The organism is Kitasatospora sp. MAA4 (assembly GCF_029893355.1).
Classification (GTDB): domain Bacteria; phylum Actinomycetota; class Actinomycetes; order Streptomycetales; family Streptomycetaceae; genus Kitasatospora.
The window spans coordinates 276313-292031 of record NZ_JARZAI010000005.1 but is presented as its reverse complement, the minus strand read 5'-3'; the positions used below and the strand labels follow the sequence as shown (position 1 = coordinate 292031).

The 15719-nt window shown below is 73.1% G+C and carries 18 protein-coding genes; 16 read left to right on the top strand and 2 right to left on the bottom strand.

Features of this window, described 5'->3' with window-relative positions; all coding sequences use genetic code 11:
* Nucleotides 1-9: 9 nt before the first annotated feature.
* The 3 genes from P3T37_RS09710 to P3T37_RS09700 all read left to right on the top strand — a co-directional run bounded on the left by P3T37_RS09710 (nt 10) and on the right by P3T37_RS09700 (nt 2801).
* Nucleotides 10-1530, top strand: a complete 1521-nt coding sequence (locus tag P3T37_RS09710) for a serine/threonine-protein kinase (RefSeq protein ID WP_280723078.1) — start codon at nt 10-12, stop codon at nt 1528-1530.
* On the top strand, nt 1527-2300 hold the full coding sequence (locus tag P3T37_RS09705; RefSeq protein WP_280723077.1) for a serine/threonine protein kinase: 774 nt from the start codon (nt 1527-1529) through the stop codon (nt 2298-2300). Before P3T37_RS09710 ends, P3T37_RS09705 begins: the two co-directional genes overlap by 4 nt.
* A 111-nt stretch (nt 2301-2411) precedes the next feature.
* On the top strand, nt 2412-2801 hold the full coding sequence (locus tag P3T37_RS09700; RefSeq protein WP_280723076.1) for a hypothetical protein: 390 nt from the start codon (nt 2412-2414) through the stop codon (nt 2799-2801).
* 12 nt (nt 2802-2813) lie between these two features.
* Here the strand turns inward: P3T37_RS09700 and P3T37_RS09695 are convergent, their stop codons facing one another.
* The gene (locus tag P3T37_RS09695) at nt 2814-3461 is read right to left on the bottom strand and encodes a TIGR03085 family metal-binding protein (RefSeq protein ID WP_280723075.1); all 648 of its coding nucleotides are present in this window, start codon (nt 3459-3461) and stop codon (nt 2814-2816) included.
* Between the two features lie 26 nt (nt 3462-3487).
* Nucleotides 3488-4060: a hypothetical protein gene (locus P3T37_RS09690; RefSeq protein WP_280723074.1), complete on the bottom strand. Its 573-nt coding sequence runs from the start codon at nt 4058-4060 to the stop codon at nt 3488-3490.
* 76 nt (nt 4061-4136) lie between these two features.
* Between P3T37_RS09690 and hisI the strand changes: the two genes are divergently transcribed.
* From hisI to P3T37_RS09625, 13 genes are all read left to right on the top strand, one after another.
* A complete protein-coding gene (gene hisI, locus P3T37_RS09685; RefSeq protein WP_280723073.1) occupies nt 4137-4520 on the top strand; it encodes a phosphoribosyl-AMP cyclohydrolase in 384 nt (127 codons plus the stop codon).
* A gap of 39 nt (nt 4521-4559) precedes the next feature.
* On the top strand, nt 4560-6065 hold the full coding sequence (locus tag P3T37_RS09680) for an anthranilate synthase component I (RefSeq protein ID WP_280723072.1): 1506 nt from the start codon (nt 4560-4562) through the stop codon (nt 6063-6065).
* Between the two features lie 43 nt (nt 6066-6108).
* Nucleotides 6109-6732 (top strand): TIGR02234 family membrane protein, encoded by a 624-nt coding sequence (locus P3T37_RS09675; RefSeq protein WP_280723071.1) that lies wholly within the window; start codon nt 6109-6111, stop codon nt 6730-6732.
* Nucleotides 6733-6901: 169 nt separating this feature from the next.
* Complete coding sequence (locus P3T37_RS09670) at nt 6902-7168, top strand: HGxxPAAW family protein (protein WP_280723070.1); 267 nt, start codon at nt 6902-6904, stop codon at nt 7166-7168.
* A 139-nt stretch (nt 7169-7307) separates the two neighbouring features.
* Nucleotides 7308-7748, top strand: a complete 441-nt coding sequence (locus P3T37_RS09665) for a DUF2752 domain-containing protein (protein WP_280723069.1) — start codon at nt 7308-7310, stop codon at nt 7746-7748.
* Nucleotides 7749-8065: 317 nt separating this feature from the next.
* Nucleotides 8066-8878 carry an indole-3-glycerol phosphate synthase TrpC gene (gene trpC, locus P3T37_RS09660; RefSeq protein ID WP_280723068.1) on the top strand — a complete coding sequence of 271 codons (813 nt, stop codon included), beginning with the start codon at nt 8066-8068 and terminating at the stop codon, nt 8876-8878.
* 206 nt (nt 8879-9084) lie between these two features.
* On the top strand, nt 9085-10314 hold the full coding sequence (trpB, locus tag P3T37_RS09655) for a tryptophan synthase subunit beta (protein WP_280723067.1): 1230 nt from the start codon (nt 9085-9087) through the stop codon (nt 10312-10314).
* 2 nt (nt 10315-10316) lie between these two features.
* Nucleotides 10317-11126, top strand: coding sequence for a tryptophan synthase subunit alpha (trpA, locus tag P3T37_RS09650; protein WP_280723066.1), 810 nt, complete (start codon nt 10317-10319; stop codon nt 11124-11126).
* A gap of 201 nt (nt 11127-11327) precedes the next feature.
* A complete protein-coding gene (locus P3T37_RS09645; RefSeq protein ID WP_280723065.1) occupies nt 11328-11594 on the top strand; it encodes a hypothetical protein in 267 nt (88 codons plus the stop codon).
* Nucleotides 11595-11719: 125 nt separating this feature from the next.
* A complete protein-coding gene (locus P3T37_RS09640; protein ID WP_280723064.1) occupies nt 11720-12268 on the top strand; it encodes a MauE/DoxX family redox-associated membrane protein in 549 nt (182 codons plus the stop codon).
* A 65-nt stretch (nt 12269-12333) separates the two neighbouring features.
* The gene (locus P3T37_RS09635) at nt 12334-13215 is read left to right on the top strand and encodes a thioredoxin domain-containing protein (RefSeq protein WP_280723063.1); all 882 of its coding nucleotides are present in this window, start codon (nt 12334-12336) and stop codon (nt 13213-13215) included.
* Between the two features lie 108 nt (nt 13216-13323).
* Nucleotides 13324-14358 carry a prolipoprotein diacylglyceryl transferase gene (lgt, locus tag P3T37_RS09630; protein WP_280723062.1) on the top strand — a complete coding sequence of 345 codons (1035 nt, stop codon included), beginning with the start codon at nt 13324-13326 and terminating at the stop codon, nt 14356-14358.
* Nucleotides 14359-14588: 230 nt separating this feature from the next.
* Nucleotides 14589-15365, top strand: a complete 777-nt coding sequence (locus tag P3T37_RS09625) for a VIT1/CCC1 transporter family protein (protein WP_280723061.1) — start codon at nt 14589-14591, stop codon at nt 15363-15365.
* Nucleotides 15366-15719: the final 354 nt, after the last annotated feature.

The following is a 15719-nucleotide window of genomic DNA, read 5'->3' as shown; positions in this document are numbered from 1 at the left end:
AGCGGGGAGATGGGCGGCGACGGCGGATGGCCGGTCCGGGTCCCGGTCGGCTACCGGGTCGGGCGGTACGAGGTGGTGGCGCCGATCGCGCACGGGAGTTGGGGGAGCGTGTACGCGGGGCGGCGGCTCGGCGCGGACCCGCCCGGGGACGTCGCGCTGAAGTTCCTGCCCGCCCAGCGCGGTACGCCCGCCCAGTGGGGCGCGCTGGCGGACGTGGTCGGGCGCGAACTGGCCGCGGCCGGGCGCTGGGAGCACCCGAACCTGATCCGCACGCACGAGGCGCTGACCGTGCGGGACCCGGCCGAGCCCGCGGTGGACGGCAGCCTGGCCGTGGTGATGGACCTGGCGGTGGGCAGCCTCGCCGACCGGCTGCGGGCCGCCGATCCCGGACGGCCGCTGGACGGCGCCGAGCGGATCCTGGCCGGAGTGCTCGCCGGACTGGCCCACCTGCACGGCGCCGGCTGGCTGCACGGCGACCTGAAGCCCGCCAACGTGCTGCTCTGCGCCGACGGGACGGCCCGCCTGGCCGACTTCGGACTGGCCGCCGAACTGGACGGCACGCACGCCTACCTCCCGCAGTTCGGCAGCACCGACTACCTCCCGCCCGAGCGCTGGACCGAGCACAGCACCGCGGCCGGCAGCCCGGTGCGCCCGACCGCCGACCTGTGGGCCTTCGGCATCACCGCGCACCTGGTCCTCACCGGCGGCCGCCACCCGTTCCCCGGCGCCGGCCAGCAGCCCCGGCAGGCCGCCGTGCTGGCGTACGCGCGAGGCGCTGAGCCACTCCGGCTCGCGGAGCAACTCCCGGACGGCTGGCGGCAGATCGTCACCGACTGCCTGGCGCCCGACCATGCCGGGCGGGCCCGGCACTCGGCGCGGACGCTGCTCGCCCGGGTCGCCGCGCTCCCGGAGCCGTCGCCGCCCCGGGCACCGAAGCGCTTGCGGGCCGTGCTGGCAGCCCGCGTCGGCGCTGTTGCCCTGGTTGCCGTGCTGGCCGCCGCCTCCGGTCCGCCGTACGGCAGTTGGACCAGCGGTGGCGACCTGCGCGCGGACGCCGCCGTCCCCGCCGAGTACCGCCCGGTCATCGAGAACGCCGCGCACTCCTTCGACCGCCCCGCCGTCAGTCCGGCCCTGATCGCCGCGATCCTGGCGACCGCGAGCGGCTTCGACCCGAACGCCCGCGGCACCGGCGTGGACGGCACACCCGAGTACGGCATCGCGGGCTGGACGCCCCGGGTGTACGCGGGCTACGCCCTGGACGCCCGCGGCGACGGCCACCCCAGCTACCTCGACCCGGTCGATGCCATCTACGCCCTGGCCAACCAACTGACTTGGGAAGACGAGCAGTTGAGCGTACGCCCGGGCGACCGCGCGCTGCTGCTCGCGGCCGGCTTCCACACCAGCCTCTGGTACGTCCGCAGCACCGGCTGCTGCGGACCGAACAACGCCGGGTACGTCGCCCGAGTCCGCGGCTACCTCCAGCAGTTCACCGATCCGCGCAACGGACGACCACCGGGAGCCCCACCATGACGGACCACGCGGCGCACACCGTGCTCGTCCAGCCGCCCGAGCTGCCCGGTCGCCCCCGGGCGGCGCTGATCGAGCTCGCCCCGGGCCAACTTGCCTCCTTCGGACGGACGGTGGCCGACGGCCCGACCGGCGTGGAGATCGCCGACCCGGCCGTCTCCAGGCTGGCCGGCGAGATCCGGGCGACCGCCGACCACTGGCTGCTCTCCAACCTCAGCCGGGACACCACCTACGTGGTGGAGAACCCCGAGGGCGGCGGCGAGTACCTCAAGGTGGCCCCGCGCCGGCTCGGTGCGCCGGTGCCGTTCGAGTTCGCCCGCCTGCTGGTGCCCTCCTCGGACGGCTTCGTCGCCCTCAACGTCTATGCACCGCAGCACCGTTACGCCGACGAGCAGGGCCCGGACGGCGGCGAGCCGACCTGCCGGCTGTTCGCGCTGGACGAGAGCGCGAAGTACTTCCTGGTGCTGGTCGCGCTCTGCGAGCCGCGGCTGCGGGACCTGCCGGGCCCGTCCGGCGTGCCGACGGCGAGCCAGATCGCCGAACGGCTGCGCCCGTTGCCGCAGTGCGCCGACCTCAACCGGTCGGCGGTCAACTTCCATCTGGACTACCTGGCCGGCCCCAAGCTCCGGCTGCGCCCGGGGCGCGGCGAGCCGACGCGGCGGATGGAGTGGAAGCGCGAGGCGCTGGCCGCCCTGGCGCTGCGGATCGACCTGGTGCGCGAGGAGCATCTCGCGCTGCTCCCGGCCCTGCGGACCAGGCCCACGCCACCCTGACGCCCGTCAGGTTACGCCGCCGACCGCCCCGCGCCAGAGTGGAGACCGTTCCCGCCGGTCCCGACCGGCCGGCGGGAACGGCATCAGCCACGCACGGAACAGGAGTGAGCAATGGGCAAGTTGAACCGACGACTGGCGGGCCTGGGGATCAGCGCGGTGCTGGGGGCGGCGACCCTGCTGCTGCCGGCCGCCACCGCGCACGCCGCCCCGGCGGAGATCAGCGGCTGCTCGGCACTGGGAGGCGGCAGGTACAACTGCTACGTCTGGCAGGACGCGCCGTCCTACTACACCGGCAACGTCGCCACCGGCGGCGTGCTGCACAAGGGGTGGAACTACTTCTACTGCCAGGCCGTCGGCTCGGAGGTCCACCTGGGCGGCTACCAGAACAACTGGTGGGGCAACACCGACGACGACAACGGGCACAAGAACGTCTGGGTGAACGTGGTCTACCTCTCGGGCGGCGGCAACGACCAGGCGCAGCCGGGGTTGCCCGGCTGCTGACCTCCGGGGGGGTCAGTCCGCCGCCGGCAGCGGCAGGCGGGCGCCCAGGGCGGACACCGCGTGCGCCGACCCGTTGACGGTGAGCCGGGTCTGCGCTCCGCGCCCGAACGCGAAGAGCAGCAACTCGCCCGGCTCACCGCTCACCTGCACCGTCAGCGACCTGCGCGCGCCGACCGTCAGGAACCGTCCGTCCCCTCGGCGCAGCAGCAGCAGCCGCACCGGCGTGCGGCGCCCGGCCTCGAACCGGGCGAGCAGCGGCAGCCGCTTCCACAGCGCCTCCTCGAACTCCGGCTCCAGCGCCCGCGGTTCCCAGGCGACCGCGCGCCGGACGTCCTCGGCGTGCACGAAGTACTCGACGGTGTTCGCCGCCTCGTCCGCGCCCGGCAGCGCGAAGAACGACAGCCGCGGCGGCCCGGCCCGGAACGCGCTCACCAACTGCTCGTACGGCCGGCGCGCGTAGCCGTCCTGGACCCGCTTGGTCCACCCGGCGAACTGCCGTACCTGGATGCCCGGTCCGGCGTCCGGACGGCGCTCGCGCAGCAGCAGGTGGGCGGCCAGGTCGCGGGTGCGCCAGCCGGCGCAGAGCGTCGGTGCCTGCGGACCGGCCGCGGCCAGCAGGTCGGCCAGTCGGTGCCGTTCGGTGCGGGCGTGGTTCGACATGGCGTCAGGGTAGTCGCGCGGGCGCGTCAGGGCGCCTGGTAGCCGTGGAGATGTCCGGTGAGTTTGCTGCCGCCCTGCACGGTGGAGCCGGTCAGCACGCAGGTCGCGTCCCGCAACCCCTGCTGGTAGTAGGCCAGATCGGGACCGATCGGGAAGCTGTACCAGTGCCCGCCGCCCTGCCGCGCCGTCCAGTCGCCGACGAACGGGCCGCAGGCCTTCAGCAGGGCCTGGCCGATCTGGCTGTCCTTGGTCAGCCCGTCCGGCAGCACGGGGTTCGCGATCGCCTCCCCGTCGTGCGGCTGGTCGCACCCACGTGCCTCGGCCTTGGTGATCCCCTTGCTGAGCTGCGGGTGGTCCAGGCATGTCCCGGCCGGGAAGTAGGGGTACGGGAGCTGCTTGGCCGGGCTGGGAGAGGGCGTCGGCGAGGCGTGCGGGGACGGCGGCGGGGGCGCGGCGACGGCGTGGTGCGCGGCCGGGCGCAGCAGCACGGCCGCCACGGCACCCGCGGCCAGCAGCACGGCGACGACCAGCGCGATCAGCCGGCCGCGCCGCGCTCGGGGGCCGGTCCGGTCGGGCGGCTGGGGCAGCTCGGAGGTCATGCCGACCAGAATCCCGCAGCAGTACCTGCTCCGGGGGAGTTTCCGCGGGATCACCCGCTGCTGCCACAATGTCCGCATGTCATCCGTACCGTCCTCCGTGCCCGCCGCCCCCGGCAGCACCGCCCTCGACCCCGCCATCGCCGCCCGCCTCAAGCGCACCGAGGACGGGCTGCTGCCCGCCGTCGCGCAGCAGTACGACACCGGCGAGGTGCTGATGCTCGGCTGGATGGACGACGAGGCGCTGCATCGCACGCTGACCACCGGACGCTGCACCTACTGGAGCCGCAGCCGCAGCGAGTACTGGGTCAAGGGCGACACCTCGGGCCACCTCCAGCACGTGAAGTCGGTGGCGCTGGACTGCGACGGGGACACCCTGCTGGTGCAGGTGGACCAGGTCGGCGCGGCCTGCCACACCGGCGCCCGGACCTGCTTCGACGAAGACGTTCTGCTGCCCCGCTGACACCCCTGCCAATCCAATCCAGAGATCGGTGCCCCTCCCATGGACCTTGAGGCCTTCCGCAAGCTCGCCGTCGACACGCGGGTCATCCCGGTCACCCGCCGGCTCCTGGCGGACGGCCTCACACCGATCGGGCTCTACCGCAGCCTGGCGGCCGAGCGCCCCGGCACCTTCCTGCTCGAATCGGCCGAGCAGGGCCGCAGTTGGTCGCGCTACTCGTTCGTCGGCGTGCGCTGCGCGGCCACCCTGACGGCCGACCCGGACGGCAGCGCCCGCTGGCACGGCACCCCGCCGGTGGGCATCCCGACCACCGGCGACCCGCTCCAGGTGCTGCGCGCCACCGTCGAGGCGCTGCACACGCCCCGGCACGACGACGACGGCCTGCCGCCGCTCACCGGCGGCCTGGTCGGCTACCTCGGCTACGACATCGTCCGCCGCCTGGAGAAGCTGCCCGAGCTCACCCCGGACGACCTGAAGCTGCCCGAGCTGACCATGCTGCTCGCCACCGACCTCGCCGTGCTCGACCACGTCGACGGCACCGTGCTGCTGATCGCCAACGCGGTCAACCACAACGACCTCGCCAGCGGCGTGGACGAGGCGTACGCGGACGCCGTCGCCCGGCTGGACGCGATGGAGAGCGAGCTGCGCAAGCCCGTCGACCCGGGCCTGGCCACCTTCACCCCCACCGCCGCTGACGCCCACTCATCCTTCGGCGGAGCGCCCTACCAGGCCGCCGTCGAGCTGGTGAAGGAGCGGATCCGGGCCGGCGAGGCGTTCCAGGTGGTCCCCTCCCAGCGCTTCGAGGCGCCCTGCCCGGCCTCCGCGCTGGACGTCTACCGCGTGCTGCGCACCACCAACCCCAGCCCGTACATGTACCTCTTCCGCTTCCCCGGCCCGGACGGCACCGCCGAGGGCGGCTTCGACGTGGTCGGCTCCAGCCCCGAGGCGCTGGTCAAGGTGACCGGACGGCAGGCGATGGTGCACCCGATCGCCGGCACCCGGCACCGCGGCGCCACCCCGCAGGAGGACGCCGACCTCGCCGCCGAGCTGCTCGCCGACCCCAAGGAGCGGGCCGAGCACCTGATGCTGGTCGACCTCGGCCGCAACGACCTGGGCCGGGTCTGCACGCCGGGCAGCGTCGAGGTGGTCGACTTCATGTCCGTCGAGCGCTACAGCCACGTGATGCACATCGTCTCGACGGTCACCGGCGAGGTCGCGGCCGGCCGCACCGCCTTCGACGTGCTGACCGCCTGCTTCCCGGCCGGCACCCTCTCCGGCGCCCCCAAGCCGCGCGCGATGCAGATCATCGAGGAGATCGAGCCCACCCGCCGCGGCCTGTACGGCGGCTGCGTGGGCTACCTGGACTTCGCCGGCGACTCCGACACCGCGATCGCCATCCGCACCGCCGTCCTGCGCGACAACACCGCCTACGTCCAGGCCGGCGCGGGCGTCGTCGCCGACTCCGACCCGGTCAGCGAGGACACCGAGTGCCGCAACAAGGCCGCCGCCGTCCTGCGCGCGGTTGCCACCGCCAACACCCTGCGCTAGGCCCGGTGCGGGGTTGTGAGCCGGGGCGGGGGATAGTGGACGGGTGACCGTGATTCCGCCGCCCCGTGCCTCGTCCGCCCCCGCCGCTGCTGCCGCCTCCTCGCGGCGGAGTCTGGCGTTGATGCTGCTGCTGACCGTGCTGGGGGCCGTGCTGGTGCTCACGTCGGTGGGCAGGGTGTGGGCGCAGGGGCGGGTCAGCGGGCAGCTGGCGGTGAGTGCGACCGGGAGCGAGATCTCCGGGCTGCCGGGGGCGCTGGCGCTGGTCGGGCTGGCCTCGGCGGTCGCGGTGTTCGCGGTCCGCGGGGCGGGACGGATCGCGGTCGGCGCGCTGGTGGCGCTGGCGGGCCTGGGCGCGGCGGTGTCCGCGGCGCTGGGCGCCGGCGACACCTCCACGGTGGACGCCACGGCGGCCACCAAGCTCGGACTGGTGGGGACCACGGCCGAGCAGGTGACCCACAGCGTCTGGCCCTGGGTCGCGCTGGCCGGTGCGCTGCTGCTGGCGGGCGCGGGCGTGCTCACCGCCCTGCGCGGGCGCTGCTGGCCCACCATGGGCACCCGCTACGACGCCCCCGCCACCGCGAAGGCCCGTCCGGCCGCCGGGCCCGCGGACTCCCCCGCCGACTTCTGGAAGGCGCTGGACCGCGGCGAGGACCCCACCTCCGGCTGAGAGCCCGTCTCCGAGAGCCGTGACCGCTGTCACCCCGACCCCGCTTTGGGGTGGCGGTAGGCGTCCGCCACAATGGAGGGTGACAATCCGCCGGGCCCGGTCGGGGCGAGATCCCGGACCCACCTGGCCGGAACCCCGGTAGGACCGTAGAGCCAAGGAGCACCCTCACATGTCGGCAGCATCGCACGGACACACCGTCGCCGCCTGGACCGGTTCGGCCATCGCCTTCGTCGGCTTCTGCATCAGCGGCGCCGCCATGATCATGGCCTCGGTGCCGATCTTCTGGGCCGGCGTGGTCGTCATCGTGGCGGCCGGCGTGGTCGGCAAGGCGATGGCGATGGCGGGCATGGGCAAGCAGCCCAACCCGGCCGTCGAGGCCCTCAAGGCCGAGGCGCGCGAGGCCCGCCGGGCTGAGGCCCAGGCCGCGACCGCCTGAGGCAGCTGCTGAGCAGCACGTGAGTTCTCCCCGGACCGGGGCGCGAGTCGACTCGACTCGCGCCCCGGTCCGCGCGTTTGCGCCCCCGGCTCTGCGCGGTGGGTGAGACCGGGGGCCCGGGAGGGGCAGAATCAACACCGTGACCGCCTCCCGCAGCTCGGCCGGTGAGCTCTCCGCACTGCGCCGCCTCGCCCGCCCGTTCGGCGCGCTCGCCGCCGTCGCCCTGCCCACCCTCTACGTCTCGGCCGTCGACCCGAACACCCCGGGCCACTACCCGACCTGCCCCTTCCTGCAGGCCACCGGCTGGTGGTGCCCGGGCTGCGGGGGCCTGCGCTGCGTCCACGCGCTCAGCCGCGGCGACCTGACGGCCGCCTGCCACGACAACCTGCTCGCGGTCGCGCTGTTCGGCGTGCTCGGCGTGCTGTGGGTGCGCTGGGCCTGGGCGGCGCTGACCGACGGCGCGCCGCCGCGGATCGCCTTCGGGCTGCGCGGCACGGTGGCGCTGCTCGCGCTGCTGGTGGCGTTCACGGTCTTCCGCAACCTCCCGGGCGGGGCCGGCCTGGCGCCCCCGCTGGTCTGACGCTCCGCGTTCGCCGGTCTGACCTGCGAGACGACCGCCCGCCGCGCCTGCCGCCGTCCGGTCCGCTCCGCGAGACGCGCGCCGGGCGGATGCGCCCCGTGCGCCCCGGTGCCGATACCATCGAGGTGCCAACGGGGGCGCGCCGGCATCGGATCTCACCGGTCCGGGCGACTCGCATCCCTGGCCTCGACGTGCATGGTGACGTGCGTGTCCTGACGTGATGTGTCCGGACGTACGCGGTCGGAGTCGGCGCAGTCGACCCGGGCGCGACGCCTGCGGTAGCATCTTCCGGCTAGCAGATTGATGGGGGCGCCAGCGTGAGTGTGCTCGACGAGATCATTGACGGGGTCCGCGAGGACCTCGCCGAGCGGCAGGCCCGGGTCTCCCTGGACGAACTCAAGGAGCTGGCCGCCAAGGCCCCCGACGCGAAGGACGGCGTGGCCGCCCTGCGCGGCGAGGGCGTCCGGGTGATCTGCGAGGTCAAGCGCTCCAGCCCGTCCAAGGGCGCACTGGCCGCGATCGCCGACCCGGCCGCCCTGGCGGTCGACTACGCGGCCGGCGGCGCGGCCGCGATCAGCGTCCTCACCGAGCAGCGCCGCTTCGGCGGGTCGCTCGCCGACCTGGACGCGGTCCGGGCGGCGGTGGACACCCCGCTGCTGCGCAAGGACTTCATCGTCACGGCCTACCAGCTCTGGGAGGCCCGCGCCCACGGCGCCGACCTCGCCCTGCTGATCGTCGCGGCGCTGGAGCAGCCCGCCCTGGTCTCGCTGATCGAGCGGGCCGAGTCGATCGGGCTGACCCCGCTGGTCGAGGTGCACGACGAGGAGGAGATCGCCCGCGCGGTCGACGCCGGGGCGCGGATCATCGGCGTCAACGCGCGCAACCTCAGGACCCTCGAGGTGGACCGCAACACCTTCGGCAACGTGGTGGACGCCATCCCGGCGCACATCGTGAAGATCGCCGAGTCGGGCGTGCGCGGCCCGCACGACCTGATCGCCTACGCCAACCTGGGCGCGGACGCCGTCCTGGTCGGCGAGTCGCTGGTGACCGGCAAGGACCCGAAGGCCGCGGTCGCGGACCTGGTGGCGGCCGGCGCCCACCCGGCGCTGCGCAACAACGGACGGGGCTGACCCGACGATGAGTGCCCGCCTCGCCCCCGGCTGCCGCCCGCGCGGCTGCCGTGCGCCCGCACGCCGGGTGCTGGGGCGGCGGGTCCGGTACGTGATCGGCTGTGAGCCGGGTCAGGTGCCGGGCAGCCGATAGCGCGGGACGCACGGCTGATGCCGTTCCCTCTCCACGTCATCGCATGCCCGACATCTCAGCCAAGGACTCTGTCATGTCCGAGAACGACTACCTGCCCGGTGCCCAGGTCCCCGACGCCCGGGGCTACTTCGGCGCGTACGGCGGCCGCTTCATTCCGGAGGCGCTGATCGCCGCCGTGGAGCAGGTCGCCGACGAGTACGAGAAGGCCAAGAACGACCCGGCCTTCCTCGCCGAACTCGACCTGCTGCTCAAGGACTACACCGGCCGCCCGAGCCCGCTCACCGACGTCCACCGGTTCTCCGCCGAAGCCGGCGGCGCGCGCGTGCTGCTCAAGCGCGAGGACCTCAACCACACCGGCTCGCACAAGATCAACAACGTGCTCGGCCAGGCGCTGCTCACCCGCCGGATGGGCAAGACCCGGATCATCGCCGAGACCGGCGCCGGCCAGCACGGCGTGGCCACCGCCACCGCCTGCGCGCTCTTCGGCTTCGAGTGCACCATCTACATGGGCGAGGTCGACACCGAGCGCCAGGCGCTCAACGTGGCCCGGATGCGGATGCTGGGCGCCGAGGTCGTCGCGGTGAAGTCCGGCAGCCGCACGCTCAAGGACGCCATCAACGAGGCGTTCCGCGACTGGGTCGCCAACGTCGACACCACCCACTACCTGTTCGGCACGGTGGCCGGCCCGCACCCGTTCCCGGCGATGGTCCGCGACTTCCACCGGGTGATCGGCATCGAGGCCCGCGCGCAGGTGCTGGAGCGCACCGGCCGGCTGCCGGACGCCGTGGTCGCCTGCGTCGGCGGCGGTTCCAACGCGATGGGCATCTTCCACGAGTTCATCCCGGATGCCGGGGTGCGCCTGATCGGCTGCGAGGCGGCCGGCGAGGGCGCCGAGACGCCGCGCCACGCGGCCACCCTGACCAAGGGCGACCCGGGCGTGCTGCACGGCGCGCGCACCTACGTCCTGCAGGACGAGGACGGCCAGACCATCGAGAGCCACTCCATCTCGGCCGGTCTGGACTACCCGGGCGTCGGCCCCGAGCATGCCTGGCTGAAGGACACCGGACGGGCCGAGTACCGCCCGGTGACCGACGACGAGGCCATGCAGGCGCTGCGCCTGCTGTCGCGCACCGAGGGCATCATCCCCGCCATCGAGAGCGCCCACGCGCTGGCAGGCGCCCTGGTGCTGGGCCGCGAACTCGGCCCGGAGGCCGTCATCCTGGTCAGCCTCTCCGGCCGTGGCGACAAGGACATGCACACCGCCGCGCAGTACTTCGACCTTTACGACAGCGAGGGCAAGTGAGCATGAGTTCGAAGCTGAGTGCCGTCCTCGCCGCCGCCAAGGCCGAGAACCGTGCCGCCCTGATCGGCTACCTCCCGGCCGGCTTCCCGAGCATCGAGGGCGGGATCCGGGCGGTCCGCGCGCTGATCGAGGGCGGCTGCGACATCGTCGAGGTCGGCCTGCCGCACTCCGACCCGGTGCTGGACGGCCCGACCATCCAGACCGCGGACGACATCGCGCTGCGCGGCGGCGTCCGGATCAAGGATGTGCTGCGCACCGTCCAGGAGGTGGCCGACTCGGCCCCCGAGGCGGCCGTGCTGGTCATGACGTACTGGAACCCGGTGGACCGCTACGGCGTCGCCCGGTTCGCCGCCGACCTGGCCGCGGCCGGGGGAGCGGGCGTGATCCTTCCGGACCTCCCGGTCGAGGAGTCCGAGGAGTGGCGCAAGGCGGCCGGCGAGCACGGTCTCGACACCGTCTTCGTGGTCGCGCCCAGCAGCAAGGACAAGCGGCTGGCCGAGGTCACCGCGGCCGGCAGCGGGTTCGTCTACGCGGCCGCCGTGATGGGCGTGACCGGGAGCCGGGCCCAGGTCGGCAGCATGGCGCAGGACCTGGTCGCCCGCACCCGGGCCACCACCGACCTGCCGGTCTGCGTCGGACTCGGCGTCTCCACCGCCGCGCAGGCCACCGAGGTGGCCGGCTTCGCCGACGGTGTGATCGTCGGATCGGCCTTCGTCCAGCGGATCCTGGACGCCGGCCAGGACGAGGAGGCCGCGCTGGCGGCCGTCCGCGCGCTGGCGGCCGACCTCGCGCAGGGCGTCCGCCGCCGCTGAGCCAGGCCTTTACCACCGACGGCCCGCCACCCCTGCCCGGGGGTGGCGGGCCGTCGGCGTGTTCCCCGTACGAGTGAACTATCGGGCCCTGACGTGTCATCGGCACCAGCCGGGCGTTGGACGGGGAGCGGCTTGGGGACTCTTCTGTGCCGTCACTGTTCGTACACTCCTCAACAATCCAGCCGCTCCGAAGGGATCGCCGTGGCCTGTCTCCAGCGTGCTGTACTCCTGCGGGCTGCCGCCGCGGTCCTGGTACTGGGGGCGGCTTTCGGGGGTGAGCACGTGGTCGGAGCGGCGCTGGCCAGGCGCGGTGCGGAGCAGGCGGCCCGGCAGGCCTACCCGCGGTCCGGCGAGGACCAGTTGCAGGCGGCGGCCCGGGCGGCCCGCTCCGGTGGCCGAGGGCACCGCGCCCCGCTGCCCGGGTCGGGCGGCGTGACCGCGGAACCGGTCGTCAACACCGGCAAGTAGGGCATCTGCACTCATTCGGGTGAATGGGGCAATGTGCGGGAACCGGGTGATATCCCCTACGGTTCGTCAAGTAGCTCCGGCGGTAGGCCTGCCCGGGCAGATGGCGTTCCCGAGGGGGTCTTCCGATGGCCAGTCAGCAGGACAGCCCGCCGAGCCGAGCGGGTGAGCCGCCCGGCTCCGCGGCCGGCGCGCGGTCGGCGCTGCGGCGGGTGACCGACGGGCCGGCCGCCGAGTGGATCAGCACCGCCGCCCGGCTCGGCCTGGCGGTCGTCTGGGCCTGGGCCGGACTGGCCAAGGTCTCCGACCCGGCGGTGGCGGCCCAGGCCGTCCGGGCCTACCGGCTGCTGCCGGAGGGGCTGGTCAAACCGGTCGGGTACGGGCTGCCGTTCCTGGAGATCGCGCTGGCCGTGCTGCTGGTGGTCGGCCTGGGGGTGCGGATCGCCGCGGTGGTCTCCGTGCTGCTCCTGCTGACCTTCATCGCCGGGATCAGCTCGGCCTGGGCGCGCGGCATCTCGATCGACTGCGGCTGCTTCGGCGGCGGCGGCGCGGTGGACGCCTCGCAGACCGAGTACCTGCAGGAGATCCTGCGCGACATCGGCTTCCTGCTGCTGGCGCTCTGGCTGGTCTTCCGGCCCCGCACCAAGCTGTCCGCGGACGCCTGGCTGGCCGCGTAGGCCCGCCCTGACCGCTGACCTCCGACCTCCCACCGAACCCGCCGAGTCTGCTGAGAGCTAAGTCAATGAGTGAGAAGAACCGAGAAGGCAAGCGCACGGCCCGTGAGCGGATGCGGGAGGACCGGGCCGCCCAGGAGGCCAGGGAAAGCCGCAAGAAGAAGATGATCGTCCTGGGCTCGGTCGTCGCGGTGCTGGCGGTCGCGGCCGGCGTCGGCGTCTTCGTGCAGAACCAGCGCTCCAAGCCGGACACCCCGACGGCCTCCCCGGCCGGCGCGATCGGCAACAAGAACCTGGTGATCCCGGACGGCCCGGCCAACGCGCCGTCCACCCTCACCGTCTACGAGGACCCGCGCTGCCCGGCCTGCGGTCAGTTCGAGCGCCAATTCGCGCCCACCGTCGACCAGTTGCAGGACCAGGGCAAGATCTACGGCAACTACCACATCGTGTCGTTCATCGACCGGCACGACGGCGGCAAGGGCTCCAAGAACGGCGCCAACGCGCTGGCCTGCGCCCAGGACGCCGGGTACTTCCGCGCCTACCACGACGTCCTCTACCGCAACCAGCCGGACGAGACGGTCGACAGCTGGAAGGACAAGTCCCAGCTGATCACGCTCGCCAAGCAGGTGCCGGGCCTGGACTCGCCGACGTTCGAGAGCTGCGTCAACAGCAACAAGTTCGGCAGCTGGGTCTCCGCGGTGGAGCAGGACTTCGACAAGTCCGGCTACACCTCGACGCCGACCATCCTGCTCAACGGCAAGCCGATCTACCCCAAGAACGGCAACGACGAGATCACCCCCGACAACCTGGTGAAGTGGGTGAACGAGGCAAACGCCGGCAAGACGCTGGGCACCACCGGGTCGGCCTCGGCCAGCCCGGCGCCGACCAGCACCGCCGCCGAGACCGACCCGAACCAGCCGGCCCAGCCCGCCCCCGGCGCCACCGGCTGAGCCGGCGCGGTGCGGCGCCGCCGTGTATGACGCAGTGGCGCCGTATCCGAACCGGTACCCCGGGCGGCACCGGAAGCAAGGTCACGACAAGGTAGCGTCGACCCTGCCATGGATATCGCTTACATTCCGAGCCCGTCGCGGGGCGTCCTCTACCTCGGACCGGTCCCGCTACGCGCGTACGCCTTCTGCATCATCATCGGTGTCGCCGTCGCCGTCTGGCTCGGCAGCAAGCGCTGGGTCGCCCGCGGCGGCGCCAAGCACACGGTCGGTGACATCGCCGTCTGGGCGGTGCCGTTCGGCCTGGTCGGCGGCCGCCTCTACCACGTGGTCACCGACAACCAGCTCTACTTCGCCCCGGGGATGGACCCCTGGAACGCCCTGCGGATCTGGGAGGGCGGCCTGGGCATCTGGGGCGCGATCGCGCTCGGCGCGGTGGGCGCCTGGATCGGCTGCCGCCGCCGGGGCGTCCCGCTGCCCGCCTACGCGGACGCCATCGCCCCGGGCATCGCGCTCGCGCAGGCGTGCGGCCGCTGGGGCAACTGGTTCAACCAGGAGCTGTACGGCAAGGCGACCACGATGCCGTGGGGCCTGGAGATCCACAAGGTCAACCCCGACGGCAGCGTCACCAACGGCGTCTTCCAGCCGACCTTCCTGTACGAGTCGATCTGGTGCGTCGGTGTCGCGCTGCTGGTGCTCTGGGCCGACCGCCGCTGGACGCTGGGCCACGGCCGGGTGTTCGCGCTGTACGTCGCCGCGTACACGGTGGGTCGCGCCTGGATCGAGTACCTGCGGATCGACGAGGCCCACCACATCCTGGGCCTGCGGCTCAACGACTGGACCTGCATCGTCGTCTTCCTCGGTGCGGTCACCTACCTGGTGATCGTCGGCCGCAAGCGGCCCGGCCGCGAGGCGCCGGACTCGATCGACCCGGAGGCCAAGGCCGGATCGGACGCCCCGCAGGCCCCTGCCGAACTGGACGCGGCGGATGCTCTGAAGGCGGTGGAGGCGCTGGAGACCCTGGGCGCGCCGGACGAGAAGTCAGCGCCGGAGAAGAAGTCGGCGCCGGAGGAGAAGTCGGCGGTGGAAGAGAAGTCCGCGCCAAAGGAGAAGGCCGTCCCGGTGAAGGACCCCGCCGCTTCCTGACCTGTACACCTGCGACCTCGGACCCCGGAGCCACCAGCTCCGGGGTCCGTTGCATGAATAACCGCAGGTCAGCGAGGTTAGCCAGGGCTTGCTTGCTGGAAAGTGTCAGAAGATCGGACTAGCTTCGTCGCATGAGAGCCCTTCGGGCAGCCCCCTTTCTCACGGCCGTTCGCCGTGCCCGGCTGCGCTGAAAGGGGGGATGCCCGACCGAAGGACGCAGCGCCGTGACCATGACCATCGCAGAACCGACCGTCGTTGCGGAGGCCGCTGAGCCGCTCGCCGCTGAGCCGCTCGCCGCAGAGCCGCCCGTCGTGGAGGCGCACCAGCACAGCCACCGCGACGTCAACGGCGGCTGGCTGCGCCCGGCCGTCTTCGGTGCGATGGACGGCCTGGTCTCCAACTTCGCGCTGATGACCGGCGTGGTCGGCGGCGCGGCGAGCAACAGCGTCGTGATCATCACCGGCCTGGCCGGGCTCGCCGCCGGCGCCTGCTCGATGGCCGCGGGGGAGTACACCTCGGTCGCCTCCCAGCGTGAACTGGTCCAGGCCGAGCTGGAGATCGAGCGCCTGGAGCTGGCCCGCAACCCGCAGGACGAGCTCGCCGAGCTGACCAACCTCTACATCGCGCGCGGTGTGCAGCCCGAGCTCGCCCGCGAGGTGGCGATCCAGCTCTCCGCCGATCCCGAGCAGGCACTGGAGATCCATGCGCGGGAAGAACTCGGGATCGACCCGTACGACCTGCCCTCCCCGCTGGTCGCCGCGGTCTCCTCGTTCGGCTGCTTCGCGCTCGGCGCGCTGCTCCCGCTGCTGCCCTACCTGCTGGGCGCGACCTCGCTGCTGCCCGCGCTGGTGCTGGCGGTGCTGGGGCTCTTCCTCTGCGGCGCGGTGGTGGCCCGGGTGACCGCGCGCAGCTGGTGGTTCAGCGGCCTGCGCCAGCTGGTGCTGGGCAGCGCGGCGGCCGGTGTCACGTACCTGCTGGGATCGCTGATCGGTGGCCACATCGGCTGACGTGCCCCCTGAGCGCATCTGTCCGAAGCCACAGAGCTCTGCATGTTTATACCTCCCCGTGCGTGACGTTCCGCACATGGGTCGAGGTGGTCCGGCCGCTCTACCATCGCCGAGAGGTGCGCCGGACCCGCAGGTCCAGCGCCTGAGCCCACCCCCGGACGGTGGAATCACAGGCGCCCTCCGATGACGCTGCAGCGGTGTTCGTTTCGGCCCTGTTTCGGCCCGCGGGACACCGGGCACACTTGGGGGAGCGTGAGGATGAGAAGTTGTCTCTCCCCGTTGCCATTACCGGTCGGTAACAGCCTCTGACCTGGGGTTGTGTCCGCCATGTGGACTACAGATTCCACTTTCCGG